This window comes from Streptomyces sp. NPDC037273 (assembly GCF_055603625.1).
Genome location: NZ_JBVJVO010000019.1, coordinates 84701 through 101769, shown reverse-complemented (window position 1 = coordinate 101769; position 17069 = coordinate 84701). Strand labels below are relative to the sequence as shown.

At 69.9% G+C, this 17069-nt stretch carries 11 protein-coding genes; 8 read left to right on the top strand and 3 right to left on the bottom strand.

The genetic code is table 11. The annotated features are described in order from the left end of the window. Positions 1-207: 207 nt before the first annotated feature. The 5 genes from ACZ7G1_RS34605 to ACZ7G1_RS34585 are packed head-to-tail and all read left to right on the top strand — an operon-like array spanning position 208 to position 6232. Positions 208-1695, top strand: coding sequence for an ABC transporter substrate-binding protein (locus ACZ7G1_RS34605; protein WP_470874992.1), 1488 nt, complete (start codon positions 208-210; stop codon positions 1693-1695). Positions 1696-1706: 11 nt separating this feature from the next. Next, positions 1707-3467 (top strand): ABC transporter permease subunit, encoded by a 1761-nt coding sequence (locus tag ACZ7G1_RS34600; protein WP_470874993.1) that lies wholly within the window; start codon positions 1707-1709, stop codon positions 3465-3467. Beyond that, a complete protein-coding gene (locus tag ACZ7G1_RS34595; protein WP_470874994.1) occupies positions 3433-4458 on the top strand; it encodes an ABC transporter ATP-binding protein in 1026 nt (341 codons plus the stop codon). Before ACZ7G1_RS34600 ends, ACZ7G1_RS34595 begins: the two co-directional genes overlap by 35 nt. Further along, complete coding sequence (locus tag ACZ7G1_RS34590; RefSeq protein WP_470874995.1) at positions 4455-5255, top strand: ATP-binding cassette domain-containing protein; 801 nt, start codon at positions 4455-4457, stop codon at positions 5253-5255. Before ACZ7G1_RS34595 ends, ACZ7G1_RS34590 begins: the two co-directional genes overlap by 4 nt. Continuing rightward, complete coding sequence (locus ACZ7G1_RS34585; protein ID WP_470874996.1) at positions 5252-6232, top strand: succinylglutamate desuccinylase/aspartoacylase family protein; 981 nt, start codon at positions 5252-5254, stop codon at positions 6230-6232. Before ACZ7G1_RS34590 ends, ACZ7G1_RS34585 begins: the two co-directional genes overlap by 4 nt. 180 nt (positions 6233-6412) lie before the next feature. On the opposite strand, the gene ACZ7G1_RS34580 is transcribed toward ACZ7G1_RS34585, so the two are convergent. After that, the gene (locus tag ACZ7G1_RS34580; protein ID WP_470874997.1) at positions 6413-7477 is read right to left on the bottom strand and encodes a phage baseplate protein; all 1065 of its coding nucleotides are present in this window, start codon (positions 7475-7477) and stop codon (positions 6413-6415) included. A 488-nt stretch (positions 7478-7965) separates the two neighbouring features. Here ACZ7G1_RS34580 and ACZ7G1_RS34575 point away from each other — a divergent pair, with 488 nt between their 5' ends. Then, positions 7966-14403 carry an RHS repeat domain-containing protein gene (locus ACZ7G1_RS34575; RefSeq protein ID WP_471204374.1) on the top strand — a complete coding sequence of 2146 codons (6438 nt, stop codon included), beginning with the start codon at positions 7966-7968 and terminating at the stop codon, positions 14401-14403. After that, positions 14370-14888, top strand: coding sequence for a S1 RNA-binding domain-containing protein (locus tag ACZ7G1_RS34570; protein ID WP_470874999.1), 519 nt, complete (start codon positions 14370-14372; stop codon positions 14886-14888). Before ACZ7G1_RS34575 ends, ACZ7G1_RS34570 begins: the two co-directional genes overlap by 34 nt. 364 nt (positions 14889-15252) lie before the next feature. On the opposite strand, the gene ACZ7G1_RS34565 is transcribed toward ACZ7G1_RS34570, so the two are convergent. Beyond that, positions 15253-15411 (bottom strand): hypothetical protein, encoded by a 159-nt coding sequence (locus ACZ7G1_RS34565; protein WP_470875000.1) that lies wholly within the window; start codon positions 15409-15411, stop codon positions 15253-15255. A 100-nt stretch (positions 15412-15511) separates the two neighbouring features. After that, positions 15512-16465, bottom strand: coding sequence for a sigma-70 family RNA polymerase sigma factor (locus ACZ7G1_RS34560; RefSeq protein ID WP_470875001.1), 954 nt, complete (start codon positions 16463-16465; stop codon positions 15512-15514). A gap of 101 nt (positions 16466-16566) precedes the next feature. Between ACZ7G1_RS34560 and ACZ7G1_RS34555 the strand changes: the two genes are divergently transcribed. Then, positions 16567-17043, top strand: a complete 477-nt coding sequence (locus tag ACZ7G1_RS34555; RefSeq protein WP_470875002.1) for a hypothetical protein — start codon at positions 16567-16569, stop codon at positions 17041-17043. Positions 17044-17069 lie beyond the last annotated feature (26 nt).

The following is a 17069-nucleotide window of genomic DNA, read 5'->3' as shown; positions in this document are numbered from 1 at the left end:
TGGGCCGGTGACCACCACACTGTGGACCCGGCCGGAATCCGAGCTCACGCTCCCTACCTGGTTCGGAGACCGTCTCCGTCCGGCTCGCGGTGGAGGGCGTTGGCGCCGGGGTCGGGGCGGCGAGGGAGCGGCGTTATTGAATATGATTATCATCAGCTATTGTCTCGTGCGTACGTAGGCTGCCCGCTCGATGGACCTGGAAGTTCAGTGCGCATACCCAAATCCCTGACCGCCGTCTCGCTGTCGGTCGTCTCCGCTGTGCTGTTGACGGGCTGTTTCGCGCCCGCCTCCGAGGGGGCGGGCGGAGCATCGGGGCGTTTGCGGGTGGTGATGATGCAGCCGCCGCGTTCGGGGCTTTCGCCGTTGAGTGATGACGCGTTCAAGCTGTCGCGCTGGAGCACGGCGGAGACTCTGGTCGTGCTCGATGGCAATGGGGATCCGCGGCCGGCGCTCGCCACGTCGTGGCGGCGGGTTGGCCCCAAGGAGTGGAGCTTCACGCTCCGAGAGAACGTCACGTTCCACGATGGGACGCCGCTGACGGCTGCGGATGTGGTCCGTTCGCTCACCCGGGCCGCGCAGGCTGCGCCGAAGCCGCGGATCCTGGACGGGGTGGAGCTCACCGTGACGGCCCGCGGAGGGCTGGTGACGGTGACCACGGCTGTTGAGGACCCGCTTGTTCCGCAGCGTCTGTCGTCGCCGCAGCTTGCTGTGCTGGCGACCAAGGCGTATCGGGGCAAGGTGGTGGACCCGGTGGGAGCGGGTACGGGCGCGTTCGTACTGAAGCGGGTCGATGGCACCAGTTCCGCTGTGCTCGACCGGAACGAGCGCTATTGGGGCGGGCGGCCGAAAGCACCGGGGATCGATGTGCGGTTCGTGCCGGATGGGACCGCGCGTGCCGCCGCGCTGCGGAGCGGGGAGGCCGACATCGTGGAGGCCGTGCCGGTGTCGCAGGCGGCGCTTCTCGACACGGAGGAGATCACGGAGGTGCCGATGCCGCGCACCAACACCTTGTATCTCAATACCGGGCGGGGTGTGTTCGCCGATCCCTCGCTGCGGGCCGCTGCGCGCAGTGCCGTGGATGCCGGGGCTTTGGTGAGGGGTGTGTACGAGGGGCGTGCGGACGTCGCGGAGGGGTTGCTGGGGCCGGCCATCCCGTGGGCGGAGCAGCGTGTGGGCCGTACCGCGCCTGTGGCGCCGGGGAAGCCGGGTGGGAGGGCGATCACGATCGGTACGTTCTCCGATCGGGCGGAGTTGCCCGAGGTGGCCGCGGCGCTGCAGCAGCAGCTGCAGAGGGCCGGGTTCACGGTGAAGTTGGTGGTCCGTGAGTACGCGGCGATCGAGGCTGACGCGCTTGCGGGGAAGTTCGACGCGTTCGTCTTGTCGCGGGCGACCGTCCTCGATTCGGGTGATCCTGCCGCCTATCTCTACAGCGACTTCGCGAGTGAGGGCTCCTTCAATCTCTCCCAGCTGGCCGACCCTGTCGTCGACAAGGCTCTGGAGAAGGCTGCCGCGGCCGTGGCCGGGCCGGCGCGTCGTGCCGCGATCCTGGCCGCCGAGACCGCGGTGCTGAATGCGGATGCGGCTGTTCCGATGCTGCACGAGCGGGTGATCCAGGGTGACTCACCCCGGGTGGTCGGATCGGCCAAGGATCCGCGGGAGCGTCTGCTGGTCACGCCTGATACGTACGTGAAGTGAGGACGTCCGTTGTGGGGGCGGTGCTCGCCCGTGTGGGAGGGCTCGCCGGCGTCCTGGCGCTGATCGGGTTGTTGCCGTGGCTCTCCGGCCGGGACGCGGCGCTCAGTGTGCTGCGGGCCCGGTCGGCCGAACAGGAGGCGACCGGCGAGGCGTTGGCGGCGATCCGGGAGGATCTCGGGCTCGGGTCCGGGCCTTTGGCGTTGCTCGGGCGGTGGGCGGGCGGGCTGGCTCACGGTGATTTCGGCCGGTCCTGGGTTTCGGGGGCTGATGTCCTGCCTTCGGTGCTGTCCGGGGTGGGGGTGTCGCTGGGTCTGATGGGGGCTTCGCTGGTCGTGGCACTGCTGGTCGCGGTGGTGTCGTGCGTCGGGACGGTGGTACGGGGTGCCCGCGGCACGTTGCGTGCTGCCGGCTCGCCGGGTGCGGGAGCGGCGATGCTCGCGTCCGTCCCGGAGTTCCTGCTGGCGACCGTGCTGCTGATCACGGTCGGTGTGTGGCTGGGCTGGCTGCCGACCTCCGGGTGGCAGGGGCCGGGTTCGGTGGTGTTGCCGGCGCTCGCGATGGGTGTGCCGGCCGGGGGGCTGCTGGGGCGGCTGGCCGGTGACGCGCTGCCGGGCGCGTTCGCGGAGGGCTGGAGTGGTCTGTGGCGGGCGTCGGGAGTTTCGGCGCCCAGGATCGCGCTGGGCGGGCTGCGTCGGGCGATGCCAGCGCTCGTGCCCCAGTTCGGTCTGGTCGCGGTCGGTCTGACCGGCGGCGCGGTCGCGGTGGAGAGCGTGTTCGCGATCCCGGGCATCGGGCGTACCGCGCTGGGTGCTGCCAAGGCCCAGGATCTGCCGTTGCTTCAGGGCGCGTTGCTCGCGCTGCTGGTGCTGGGGATCGCGGTGGGCGTTGTCGGGCACGTGGCGCGGGTGCGGCTGCTGGGTCCTGGTCTGCGGGCGGCCGCGCTCGCGCTGCCGGCCGTGCCCCGGCGCCCGGCGGGCCGGGGCCGGCGGGCGGTGCCGGTGGTGCTCGCGGGGATCTTGCTCACCGGCGTCGTGTGGGGGCTGGGGCGCGACCCGTACACGGTCGACGTCACCGCCCGGCTCTCCAGTCCCTCGTGGGGGCATCCGCTGGGTACCGACGGGCTCGGGCGTGATGTGCTGGCGCGCCTGGGCCACGGCGCCGTCGCGACTGTGGGCGTGGCGCTCGTGGTCTGTGCGGTCGGTTACGTCGTGGCGGTGGCGATCGGCTTCTGGCCGGCCGTGTCGTCCGGGATCTCGGACGTGGCCAACGCGCTGCCGCCGGTCGTCGTCGGCATCCTCATCGCCGCGGCTCTCGGCCCAGGCACGGTTGGTGCGTGCGCGGCCGTCGCGCTGATCTCCTGGCCGCCACTGGCCTCGCACGCCGCCGCGCTGGTGCAGGAGACGAAAGCGGCGGGATTCCTCACCGCCCAGCGGGCGATCGGGGCCACCCCCCGCTGGGTGTTGACCCGGCATGTCCTTCCGGCCGTGGCCGGGCCCGTCGCCCGGCACGCGATGCTACGGCTTCCCGGCATCGCGCTCGCCCTCGCCTCGCTCGGCTTCCTCGGGCTCGGCGCGCAGCCGCCCGCCCCGGAGTGGGGGCTGCTGCTGGAGGAGTCACGCGCGTATGTGGAACGGGCCCCCTGGGCCGCGCTCTCCCCGGCACTCGCGCTCGCCCTGCTGGCCGGCTTCGCCGTATCCCTCTCGTCCCTGACCGCCACCGACCGAACGGGAAGCCCACATGAGCGCCGATCCCCCGCTGCTCCGCGTCCGTGATCTGCGCATCGAGTTCCGCGACGAACGACTCGCCCCGGTCCGCGGGGTCTCCTTCGACCTCCATCGGGGTCAGGTTCTCGCTCTCGTCGGTGAGAGCGGCGCGGGCAAGTCCCTGACCGCCCGCACCGTCCTGGGCATGGCGCCGCACACGGCACGGATCAGCGGCAGCGTTCGGCTGCGGGGCCAGGAGGTGGTCGGCGCACCGCGCGCGGAGCACGCCGCACTCTGGGGCCGGCGTGTCGCGCTCGTGCCGCAGGACGCACTGAGCGTCCTCAGCCCGGTACACGCCGTCGGCGACCAACTCTCGGCAGCCATACGCTCAGTAAGCGGCCTCAAGCGGCGTCAGGCACGCGAGGCGGCGGTGGCGGCGCTGGACTCGGTGGGGATCGCGGATGCGGCACGGTGGGCCCGGGCGTACCCGCACGAGTTCTCCGGCGGCATGCGCCAGCGTGCCGTCATCGCGATGGCGATGATCAACGAGCCGGAGCTGGTGGTCGCCGACGAGCCCACCACCGCACTCGACCCCGCCCACCAGGAACAGCTCCTCGACCTGCTCGCCTCCCTGCGGGAGACGGCCGGCGCGGCGATGTTGCTGGTGACCCACGACCTCGGCGTGGTCGCCGGGCACGCCGATGGGATCGTCGTCCTGTACGCCGGGCAGGTGATGGAATCCGGCCCGGTGAACGACGTACTCGCCCGGCCACAGGCCCCGTACACGGCGGGCCTGCTCGCCTCCCTGCCACCCGACACTCCGAGTGCCGACCGCCGGCTGCCGTCGATCGCCGGGGCTCCACCGGCGCCGCACGAGATCGCCGGCCTGACGGGCTGCGCGTTCGCCCCGCGCTGCCCCGAGGCCACCCGGATCTGCCGGACGCTCCTGCCCGAACCCGAGCCGGTGAGCGTCGGCAGCGGACACCTGGTGTCCTGCCACCACCGGCGGGACCTGCCTGCCTTGCCTCGGGAACCGCTCACCCGAAGGGGACCTGCATGACCTCCGTGCTGAGAGTCCGCGACCTCCTGGTCCGCTACCCCGGCCGCACCCGGCGCTCGGCACCCGTGACCGCGGTCGACCGCGTCTCCTTCGACGTCGCCGCAGGCGAGACGCTGGCGCTGATCGGCGCCTCGGGGTGCGGGAAGTCCAGCACGGCCGCGGCCGTGCTGATGCTGCGCCGTCCCGACGGCGGAGAGGTCTGGTTCGAGAAGTGCGAGCTGACCGCACTCGACGAGACCCAGCTGCGGCCGCTTCGCCCCAGGTTCCAGCCGGTGTTTCAGGACCCCTACGGTTCACTCAGCCCCCGCCTGCCGATCGGCGAGGCAGTCGCGGAGCCCCTGCGCGTCCAGGGCCGGTGGAACCCGTCGGCCGGACCGGACCGGGTGGCCGAGCTCTTGGAGACCGTCGGGCTCGATCCGCTGCTCCGTGACCGACGACCGCACGAGCTGTCCGGTGGCCAATGCCAACGCGTCGGCATCGCACGGGCGTTGGCGAGCGAGCCGCGCCTGCTCGTCCTGGACGAGCCGGTCTCCGCGCTCGACCCGTCCGTGCGGGCCGGTGTCTTGAACCTGCTCACCGACCTCCAGGAACGGCTGGGGCTGTCGTACCTGTTCATCTGCCACGACCTGGCCGTCGTGCGGCACATCGCCCACCGGGTCGCGGTCATGGACGCCGGGCGGATCGTGGAGTCACTGCCGGCCGCCGCCCTGTACGGGCAGGGTGAGGTCCATCCACGTACGCGGGAACTGCTGGCAGCCGCGTTCCCCAGAACCTCAGCCGCGGGAGCCGCCCGGTGATCCCGCCCACCCAACCCGGCACCAAGACCACGACACAGGTACGCGCCGACCTCGGCACAGTCACGGTCGACCTCCCCCTCACCCGGCTGCGGGGCACCCGACCCGGGCCTCGAGCCGTCGTCACCGCGGGGATGCACGGCGGCGAGTTCACCGGCATCGAGGCAGCGGTCCGCCTCGCGGCGCTCCTCCACCCCGACGACATCAACGGGGAAGTGATCATCTGCCCGGTGGCCAACCCACCCGCCGTGTACGACGGGCGCCTGGGCGTCTCCCCGCTCGACGGCGTGAACATCAACCGCGTCTTCCCCGGCAACCCCCACGGCTCCCCCACCCAGCGGCTCGCCGCCTGGCACACCACCCACCTCATCACCCCCGCCGACCTCTACGTCGACCTCCACTCCGGCGGCATCGACGAGAGCCTGCGCGACTTCACCGGCTACCGCCTCACCGGCGCCCCCGGCCTCGACGCACGCACCCGAGCCCTGGCCCGCACCATCGGCATCGAGGACGTGATCTTCGGGCCCACACCGGCAGGCGGCAACAGACACGCCACCGCCGCCCGCCGCGGCATCCCCGCCCTGATCGTCGAAACCGGCCAGCGCGGCGACCGCGACCCCGCCGCCGCAGCCCGCCTCGTCGACAGTCTTGTGCGCCTCCTGGGCGATGCCGGGATCACTCACCGTCCCGCCGACAACACTCCGACGCGGATCCGGGAATGGCTCTGGTCGGCCTCCGTCCCCGCCCCGAACACCGGACTCTGGTACCCCACCGCCACGGCCGGCGACGACGTGACGACCGGCCAGCCCCTCGGCCACCTACTCGACCCCGCCGACGGCACCCGCACCACAGTCCCCTCCCCCGCCACCGGACGGATCTTCTACGCCATGCACGCCCTGACAGTGACGCGCGGGGCGGAACTCGCGGCGATCGCACGACCCATAGCAGCAGGCGACGAAGGGGGCGTGGGTCGAGTGTGAGGGTGGGCGGATCCCCCGGCCACCACGGCCGGCGCGTCCGCGGCCATTTCGCTGGCCGCCGAACACCCGGTCACTCGTACGTGCAAGAACACCCCGCGCGTCACCTCCGCCCCGCTCACCCTGCGCAAACGACGGGACGGTGTTTCCCTGCCTCGTCAGTCAGGGTGGCCGGGAGCCGGTTCAGACCAGGAGGTCCTTGTAGTAGAAGCTGGCCTTCTTGTCGGTCTGGGTGAGGGATTCCTCGGAGCCGAGGCCGATGTGGAGGCGGGCGACGGTGGGGGTGGCGGGGTCGGGGATCTGGATGGCGAGGCCTTCGGGTTCGCGGTAGAAGAGGCTTTCGCCGGCCTTGGTGAGGCGGCGTTCCACGACGAGGCCGGTGTTCCAGTCGACGGAGGTGACGTAGCTGTTGGCTTCGCTGGTGCGGTTGCCGTTGGCGTCGTAGGTGTAGGCGGTGCCGTCGAGTGTGTAGAGGTACTGGCCGAGGGTGGTGTAGCCCTGGAAGGTGGGGCCGGTGAGGGTGGCGGGCTGGTCGATGGTGGCCAAGGGGGTGAAGGTGCCGGTCTTGGCGGTGGTGAGGTCGTACAGGCTGTACTTGAAACCGGCGCTCGTGCGGTAGCGGTGGACGAGGCGGTTGTTGACCGGGTCGATGGCGACCGTGTTGTTGGTCGAGCCGGGGGCCGGGTCGAAGCGGGTGACCTGGAGGGAGTCGGGCAGGAGAACGGCTCCGTTGGCGAACTTGAAGCGGGCGATCTTCGTGCCGTAGCCGGTGCTGGTGCTGTCGGGGACGGAGTCGGTCTCGGTCCAGAGGTAGGCGGAGTTGCCGGAGGGTTCGACGCCGATGGAGACGCCGTGGCCGAAGCCCTTGAGGTACATGCGGCCGATGATGTTGCCGCCCCAGTCCAGGCGGGTGACGCACAGGTCGCCGTTGGTGGAGCGTTCGGTGCCGGTGTAGGCGCGGGTCTCGCCCGGGAGGATGCGGTCGGCCTGCACCAACTGGGCGGTGTAGAGGTGCTTGTTGGTGTTGTCGAAGGCGAAGGACTGGAGGATCCGGATCTCGCTGAGCGGGATCTCGCGGAACCACTCGTCCGAGCCGTCGGTGAGGTCGAAGCGCTTGGAGGTGGGGACGGCGGCGGAGGCGGTGCCCGCCTGGGTGAGGAGGAGAGAGCCCGTGAGGGCGGCTGTGGTGAACCCTGCGGCCCGTCGGAGTATCTGGCGTCGGCTGGGGCCGGACGTCTCGCCCTTCATGTGACTGGGGACCTTTCCCTCGGTGTGCGCGGCGCGACAAGTCCGCTTGGGTGACGGGGGATTGAATCATTCCCCTGGCCTCTTGCACCAGCGCGCGAATGCGCAGGTCAGCGATTGTTCACGGGACCGCCAAACCGTGACGGGGATCACGGCTGCGATGTGCCCCTGAAGCGGTGATTCCGTTTGATCGCCCCTTTTTTCAGGGCTGTTCGATGATCGATCACGTCGCTTACTGTGCGCCTCTGGTCTGACTCATGAGCGGCCGTCAGTTCGTCGTGCCGTGCGGATAGTCACGGCCGGCTCGCTCTGCTGTCACGCCGGGACGGAGTTCCGGCCTCTTCTGTTTGGGGTTCTCTGTGCAACGAAAGCGCAGATTCGGAAGGGCCGCGCCTTGGGCGCTGGCCATGGCCATGGCGTCCTCACTGATAGCGGCCCCGGTGGCCGAGGCGGCGGGAACCGTTGCGTCGGCCACCGCGTCGTCGGTCCCCGTGGCGAAGCCGAAGCCACCGGTGGACGTGCCCGCTCGGCCGGCGGGTGACGTGCCGAAGGACGCCGTCGCCGAGCCGACGCGAACCAAGGCGGTCGCTCCGAAGTGGCCGAAGGCGGCGCAGGCCCGGGTGTCCCTCGCCGGGCTGGCGCCAGGCGCGTCGGCCCCTGTGACCCCCGTGTCGGCTGCGGGAGCCGGGGCGGACGAGGCGGTCGTACGGGTGGGCCCGGCGCCCGCGTCGGCCGTGGGGCTCTCCCGGTCGGCCTCGCTCCGCGCGCCCAAGGACGTCGACGTCAAGGTCCTCGACCGGGCGCAGCTGGCGAAGGCGGGCGGCGTGGGCGTCGGTGTCCGGGTCACCCGCCGGGACGGCGCGGGGACGCCCGGTCCGGTACGCGTCTCGATCGACTACTCCGGCTTCGAGCACGCCTACGGCGGCGACTTCGCCGCACGGCTGCGGCTCGTGGCGCTGCCCGCGTGCGCGCTGACCACGCCGGCGGCCGAGGGCTGCTCGCCGGACCGTCCGAAGGCGGTGCCGGTCGCCAACGACCCGGCGACGAAGACGATCACGGCCACGGTGCAGGCGGACGGCGACCCCGATGCCGGGGTGTCCCTGGCCGAGGCGGAGGGCTCGTCGCTGTCGGCGTCCGCGTCGGCGGGTTCCTTCGCCGCCGCTTCCTCCGGGACGGTGTACGCGGTGGCGTCGGGCGCTTCGTCGGACGCCGGTGACTACCGCGCCTCGTCCTTGAAGCCGTCCGGGTCGTGGAACGTCTCGGTCGGCTCGGGCGCGTTCACCTACGACCTGCCGGTCCAGGTGCCGACGCCGCCCATGGGCAGGGCTCCGGCGCTGTCGCTGGCGTACAACTCGCAGGCCGTGGACGCCATGACCTCGTCCCAGAACACCCAGGCCAACTGGGCCGGGCTCGGCTGGGAGCTGGGGGGCATCGGTTTCATCGAGCGCCGCTACCGAGGCTGCCAGGACGACGGTACGGGGACCGGCTGGGTCGGCGACCTGTGCTGGGACTCGCCGAACTCCACGCTGGAGCCCGACGGCGCGATGTACGTCATCAACTTCAACGGGGTGACGTCCACACTGGTCCAGGACGGCAACGGGACCGGCTCGTACCACGTTCAGGACGACCCGGGCTGGCGCGTCCAGCACCTGACGGGCGGCCACGGCGACGACAACGAGTACTGGGTGATCTCGACCCAGGAAGGGATGCGCTACTACTTCGGCTGGGGCCGCTCCGAGCGCACCGGCGGTGCGACCGGCTCCGTGCTGACCGTCCCGGTCTTCGGCAACAACCCGGGTGAGCCCGGCTACAACGGCGGTGTCGGCGTCTCCCAGCAGGCCTACCGGTGGCAGCTCGACCGTGTGGTCGACGCCAACGAGGTGGAGAACGCCTACTTCTACGAGAAGGAGCAGAACCACTACCGCTCGGTGCTGCTGGCCGACCAGGCCCGGTCCTACGACTCGGCCGCCTATCCGGTGCGCATCGAGTACGGCTGGGCTTCTCAGGTCTCCGGCGCCCAGCTGCCCGCCAAGGTCGACCTGCGCTATGTGGGCCGCTGTGTCGAGCGCATGAAGGATCTGGACCCGCTGTCGAAGGAACCGGAGGCGTGCCCTTCCATCTCCGGCAATCCCGGCTCGTACCCCGACGTCCCCACCGACCTGATCTGCGACGGGACGAACGCCGACAACGGCTGCCGCACGATCACGGGTGAGACGTACTCCCCCACGTTCTTCGCCAAGCAGATGCTGTGGGACATCAAGACCTACGTCCGGGACAACGACGCCTCCCCGTGGGACCCGGCGATGCAGTACCAGATGAAGTACGGGATGCCGAACCCGGACGGTGTCGTCGACTCCAACCTCTGGCTCGACTACGTCCAGCGCAAGGGCTACGGCGACGGCCCCGACATCACCCTGCCGACCATCAACATCAACGGCGAGTGGCGCGACAACCAGCTCGGCGGCGGCGTCCTCAACTTCCGCCGGGTCACCCAGATCCACGGCGACCTCGGCTCATTCGTCAACGTCACCTACCGTGACTACGACGCCAAGGACGCCTGCGACATCGACAACCCGCCCTCGGAGTCGAACAACACACTGGCCTGCTTCAAGCAGCGCTGGGTCCCTGAAGGCTCCACCGCCGAGAAGACCGGCTGGTTCAAGAAGTACGTCGTCGCCAAGGTCAGCGTCGACCCGGGTCCCGGCGCGGGCCCCGGCAACGACGGCGATCCGGTGATGACCACGACGTACGACTACGTGGGCAAGCCGGCCTGGGCCTTCCCCAACGATCCGCTCACCAAGGACGAGGACGAGTCCTGGACCGAGTGGCGCGGATACCAGCAGGTCGAGGTCCACACCGGCTCCAAGTCCAACGCGGCCTCCACCTACCACTGGCTCTACCGCGGCATGGACGGTGACCGCACCTCCAAGACCGACCCCAGCGCCAAGCGCAGTGTCACCGTCGACGACGGCGACAGCGGCCGGCCGGCGGTCACGGACTCCGCCTGGCTCGCGGGCAAGACCCTGGAGACCAGCAGCCGTGACGGCTCCGGCCAGTCCCACAAGCGGGTCTTCCACGAGTACTGGGTGCACAACACCGCCCAGTACGAGGGCCTGCCCGACGCCCGGTTCGTGCGCGGTTCGAAGACGACGACGCAGGAGCTGGTCTCCGGCGGCTGGCGCGAGCACGTCGTGAAGGACGAGTACGACGACGCCGAGCCCGCCAGCACCAAGTACGGCCTGCCCATGCGGACCAACGACTGGGGCCTGTCCGCCACGGACGACAACCGCTGCACCACCTATGGCCGCGCCTACAACACGGACTACTTCCCCAACTCCCAGGTCCAGCGCTGGATGGTCCTGCCCGACGAGACCCGCCACTACGCGGCGGACTGTGCCGCCCGGACGGCGGCGAACCAGGACGCCTACACGGTGACCCTGTACGACAACGCCACCTCGGTCGCGACGAACAAGCCGGTCGAGGGCAACGCGACAGAGGTACGCCAGTACACCGACGCGGCCAACTTCCGTTCCACCAAGGCGTCGTTCGACGGCGCGGGACGCCGGATCTCGGTCACCGACGGGAAGCAGAAGACGACCACCACCGCCTACCAGCCGGCGACGTCCTGGCCGGTCAACGGCGTCAAGATCACCGGCCCCGACCCCGACGGCACCACCGCCGGCCCCGGCCCGCAGTCCAGCACCACCTGGTACTCCCGCCTGTGGGGCGGCCCGAACCGGATCCAGGACGCCAACGGCCACACGACCCGGATCGTGCACGACTCGGTCGGCCGTGTCTCGAAGGTCTTCAAGCCCTCGCAGATCGCCGCCTACCCCGACGGCACGCCGTCCCTCGCCTATGACTACACGGTCACCATGGCGGACAACAGCGCGGGCGTCCCCGACCTCGTGACGTCCGTCGCACCGAGGACCACCACCAGGACCCTGCTGGATTCCGGCGGGAAGATCGCGACCTCATACGAGTACTTCGACGGCCTCGGCCGCATCCGCGAGGCGCAGAGCCCGTCACCGACCGGCACCGGGCGCACCGTCGTCTCCACCCGGTACGACACCTCCGGCAACGTGACGGGTACCAGCGCCGTGTTCCACAACACGAGCGCCGCGGGCTCGGGCATGGTCCTGCCGGCCGTCGCCGACCTGCCCTCGTACACCGACCTGGTGATCGACTTCGCCGGCCGCACCACCGAGTCGCGGCTCCTGGTCAAGGGAGAGGCGCAGACGCAGGGCCAGACGCGTACGAACTTCAACGGCGACTACGTCACCACGGTGCCGGCCGTCGGGGAGCGCACGAACACCTACTACGACGTCTTCGGCCAGATATCCAAGGTCGTCGAATTCGGCCCGTCCACGTACACGACCTCGTACGACTACACCCGCAAGGGCGAACTGTCGAAGATCACCGACTCGAAGGGCAACGTCACCAGCTACACCTACAACTGGCTCGGTGAGCGCACCGGCGGCAAGGACCCCGACCGGGACCCGAACGGAGTCGGCGCCGTCACCTACGACGCCAACGGCAACATCGACACAACCAAGGACGGCACCGGCACCGTCCTGTCGTACACCTACGACGCGATGAACCGGACGCTGACCGTGCAGAACGGTTCGGCCGTCTTGATCCGCAACAGCTACGACACGGCGCCGGGCGGCATCGGGAAGCCGGCCTCCTCCACCTCGTACGCGAACGGTCATGCGTACACCGCCTCCGTCAACGCCTACGACGCCGACGGGAACGCGACCGAGTCACAGACCGTCGTCCCGGCCGACGGCAGCGGTCTCGAGGGCACCTACAAGACGAACCACACCTTCAACGCGGCCGGTCAGCAGACCAGCGTCACCTACCCGGCCGTCGGGTCCCTGCCGCAGGAGACCGTCACCACGACGTTCGACAGCCTCGGCAACGTGGAGAAGCTCACCAGCAATCTCAACAACACCGTCTATGTCGACTCCACCGACTTCGACAGCCTGGGCCGGCTGACCGGACGGACCTACGGCACCGCCGCCACGACCACCACCACCGCCCGTCGCAGCTACGCCTACGACGACGCGACCGGCACCGGCTGGCTGAAGAACGTCTCCACGACCACCAGCACGAAGGGCACCGTCCAGAACGACGACTACCTCCGCGACAACGGCGGCCGGACCACCGACCTGGCCGACCGCCTCACCGGCCAGCACCAGTGCGCCACCTTCGACGAGCTGAGCCGCCTCACCCGCGCCTGGACCTCGGCGGCGACGACCGGCTGCGCCGGCCCCTTCGCCCCCGACCTGGCCACCGGCAAGGACCCCTACCAGCTCGACTACACCTACGACGGCATCGGCAACCTGCAGAAGGTCACCGAGACCACGGCGACCGGCAGCAGCGTCCGCGACTACGTCTACCCCGGCTACTCCGCCGACCAGTCCACCTACACCGCCGGGGCGGCCAGGCCGCACTCGGTCGCGAGCGTGAAGACGCCTGCCGGTACGGACAGCTACCTCTACGACGACGCCGGTCAGCTCCAGACCCGTACCCCCGCAGGTGCGACGACGGCCACCGGCCTCGTGTGGAACCCCCTGCACCAGGTCACTTCGATCACCGGCCTCCCCACGGGCAGCACCAGCTACGTCTACGACGCCTCCGGCAGCCTGCTGATCCGCAAGTCGGCCGCCGAGAACGTCCTGTACGTCGGCGGCCACGAGGTCCACAAGAGCACCGGCTCCGGTGCCACCCCGAAGGCCACCCGCTTCTACAGCGTCGGCACCTCGGTCGTGGCCACCCGTACGGCGATCGACGCGAGCACCAGCAAGCTCGACTGGGTCATGTCCGACGACCAGGCTTCGACCCAGCTGACCGTCGACACCGGCACCGGCACCCCCGCACGCCGCCGCTACCTGCCCTTCGGAGCCCAGCGCGGCAGCACCGCACTGCCCACCGGTACCGACCGCGGCTTCCTCGGCCGGCCGGAGGACGACGCCTCCGGGCTCTCCGTCCTCGGCGCCCGCATGTACGACGCCACCCTCGGCCGGTTCCTCAGCCCCGACCCGATCAGCACTCCGTACGCGCCGCAGAACCTCAACGCCTACTCGTACGCGGCCAACAACCCGGTCGTCTACAGCGACCCCAGCGGCCTCATCCGGGTCAACTCCGACGGCTCGCAATGCAGTGACGGCTGGGACGAGTGCGGACCGGGCGAGCTCACACCCACCCCGCAGACCCCCACCGCCGACAACACGCCCGCGGCCGACTACCGCTGCGGGTTCCCGGGATGCTCCTCACAGGGCTTCACCGAGTACGGCTCCAACGTCGACGACTACCTGAACGAGAACCTGCCTCCGTTCGAGCCCATCCCGGACGCCTTCGACTGGCTCGCCGAGAAGCTCGAGGTGGCCGACGAGTGGGAGAACTGCGACAACGGTTCCGCGTTCCTGGCATGCGTCACCGTCGGGCTCACCATCGCCGCGAACATCAAGGACGGCGAGTACGGGGACACCGATACCCCCTCCAACAAGAACAAGAACAAGAACAAAAACAAGAACAAGAAGAACGACGGCGACGACGACGAGGTCCCGACGTTCGACTCCGTTTACCGCGCGCCCTACGCCGGGGAAAAGGACGAGGCGAAGGACGGCTTCGTCCTGGGATCCCACGGCGTCAACGGCAGGCACGCGGGCAGCGCCTACGTCGGCAGCACCAAGGAGATCGCCGCCCAGTACGCCGGTGAGTCCGGATACGCTGACGGCTTCTGGGAGTACGAGATGAAGCGCGGCTGGGAGAAGGAGTTCGACAGATACCGGCAGCCGTACGAGAACAAGGCCGGCGACAAGGGATACGAGTGGGTCATCCCGCAGAACAAGATCCCCCTGTTCAACTCCATGATCAAGGACGCCCACTGGTGGAACTCCTACCAAGGCCACTACTGGAAGTGACGAACGCAGGAGCACACCCCATGAATCCGCACACCGACCTCACCCGGGGACAAGTCGTCACCGGCACTGTCTCCCGGCTCGAGGACTACGGCGCCATCGTCGACATCGGCCCCGTCCAAGGGCTGATCGAGAACTCCCACGCGTCCTGGACCAAGGGATCCGCCGACGAGGTTGTGCACATCGGACAGACCGTGCACGCCGTGATCCTCAGAGTGGACGAACCGGCCGGAGAGCTACGGCTCTCCCTCAGGGACCTGGACCCCGACCCGCTGCTGGAATTCACACGCGAATCCCTGGGGCAGGTCGTATCCGGGGTCGTGATCTCAACCATGAAAGTCGGAACAGCCATCGACCTCGGCAACGGACTCCGAGGCCTGCTCCCGGACACGGCGGGACTCGCGGACGGAAGCAAGGTCCGCGTGAAAGTCTCGTCGGTGAACCTGTTCCGCAGACACATCCTGCTGGTGGAACCGGACATCCCGTAGACGAGTCAGGCCGGGCAGCGATCACGCTGCCCGGCCTTCCACTTCACGTGACCGTTCAGCGCGCGGCGCAGCCGTCCTGACAGCCGACGTGGTCATTCAGACGTCCCGTATCACGGCACGGCCTCAGGGCACGGGAACCCAGGATGCGTGCCCGCCCAGGAAGTTCCCCAGGTCGGCACCGCCCCATCCATTTCCGTCCGGCACAGGGCCCTGCGAGCCGGCGTGACCGCCGGCCCGTCTGTTCGCGGGCCTCCTCGGACAGGATCGGGTGCGGCTTCCTTCAGGTCTTCCTCATCACCCCGAGCGCTGCTCCTTCCGCGCGGTCATGCCGGTGTGTCTAGTCCCGAGGGATCGGGGACGGGAATCAGCCACCCGGCGAGCGGCGGATAACGCAGAGGGCGGCGAACACGGACGGCTGGCCGAAGCGTGTCAGGAGCGCTCCGTCTCCTTGCAGTGCCCACTCGCTGATCGACGGCATCCGCAAAGCCTGGAGCTGGATGTTCCAGCAGGGGGCTTGATTCACGCCTGGGACCATCCCCGCATGCACGACGAGCGAGCCTTCACCGGGGAACCCGAGACTGTCTTTGCCCGCGGGTTCCGCGCTTGGCCGAGGTCGGAGCCGGTCACCACTCGGTGATCAGTGGAGCGTCCGGTTCGTGCTGCCGCCAGGCTGCCGCCAGGCGGAGGAGGCGGGCGGGGGCGGCGATGCCGCGGACCGTGGCGATCTTGCCGCCTGTGAGGTCGAACGTCACGGCGCCGATGACCTTGCCGTCGGGCACGAAGAGGATGGCGGGGGCGCCGTTGACGAGCGCGAAGTGGACGGCGGAGACTCCGCCTGCGAGTCGCTGCTTCGCGGGTGTGGATGTGAAGCCGGCCCGTGCGATGGCGGCGATGCGCTGGGGAGTGTCGTACCGCAGCAGCTTCTCGGTCAGGCCGGCGCCGTCGGAGATCGCGGTCGCGTCGTCAGTGAGCAGCGCCACCAGTTGTTCGGTGCGGCCCGAGGAGGCGGCGGCGAGGAATTCCTCGACGATCCTGCGGGCGACTGCCGGGTCGAGTTCGCCGCCGCGGCGGCGTGCGGTGGTGATGCGATGCCGGGACCGGTGGAGGTGCTGCTGGCTCGCGGACTCGGTGATGTCGAGGATCTCCGCGATCTCGGCGTGGCTGTAGGAGAACGCTTCGCGCAGGACGTAGACGGCCCGCTCGTGGGGGGACAGGCGCTCCATGAGCGTCAGTACGGCCAGCGAGACCGATTCGCGCTGCTCGAAGGTGTCGGCCGGGCCGAGCATCTGGTCGCCGTCGAGGAGCGGTTCGGGCAACCAGGCGCCGGCGGCGCGTTCGCGGCGGGCCTGTGCTGAGCGGAGCCGGTCCAGGCACAGGTTGGTCACGACTTTGGTCAGCCATGCCTCCGGCACCTTGATCCGCTGCCGGTCCGCGGCCTGCCAGTGCAGGAACGCGTCTTGCACCACGTCTTCGGCGTCGGTGGCGGAGCCGAGCAGCCGGTACGCCAGCGAAGCAAGCCGGCTCCGGCCGGCCTCGAACCGGCTGGTGTCGAATCGATCAGTGGCGGTGCTGTCCATGCGGACCACCCTAGACGGTGTCGTAGAAGGCTCTGATCGGCCCATCTGGCTTACATGAGTGGGGGGTTGCGGAAGGGATCGGTGTGCGCGGGTGGCCAGGGGTGGATCGGCATACTTTCCGGCATGCCGACGACTCCGCCGACGCGGCGATGGCCCTCCTGACTGCACACCACTGCACCGACCTCGAAGCCGGTATCGCGGAGTTGCGTCGGATCGCCCGGCGGCGCGACGTCATCTTCACCTGGGATCAGACCATCCTCCGTAAGTTCTGGCTGGTGGACGAGTACCTGCCGGAGGTCGCGGCGTTCGACACCACTCGGGCCGTCGCGATCGACGGGCTGACCGCACTGCTGGGAGGTGCCCTCGTCGAGACGGTCCCGATCCCGCATGGCTGCGCCGATGGGTTCGGCGCCGCCTTCTGGCGCCGGCCCGAGGCCTACCTTGATCCGCAGGTGCGTGCCGGTATGTCCTGCTCGCCCAGGCTGGCGAGGAGGTCCTCCGTCCGGGCCTGGCCTGGCCTGGCTGTCCGACGACCTGTCCTCCGGCCTGTGGGACACGCGGCATGCAGACCTGATTGACCGCGAGACACTCGACATCGGCTATC

Coding starts and splice junctions, on each gene's coding strand:
- ACZ7G1_RS34560 (WP_470875001.1), bottom strand. CDS start 16,465: ATGGACAGCACCGCCACTGATCGATTCGACACCAGCCGGTTCGAGGCC.
- ACZ7G1_RS34580 (WP_470874997.1), bottom strand. CDS start 7,477: ATGAAGGGCGAGACGTCCGGCCCCAGCCGACGCCAGATACTCCGACGG.
- ACZ7G1_RS34595 (WP_470874994.1), top strand. CDS start 3,433: ATGAGCGCCGATCCCCCGCTGCTCCGCGTCCGTGATCTGCGCATCGAG.
- ACZ7G1_RS34590 (WP_470874995.1), top strand. CDS start 4,455: ATGACCTCCGTGCTGAGAGTCCGCGACCTCCTGGTCCGCTACCCCGGC.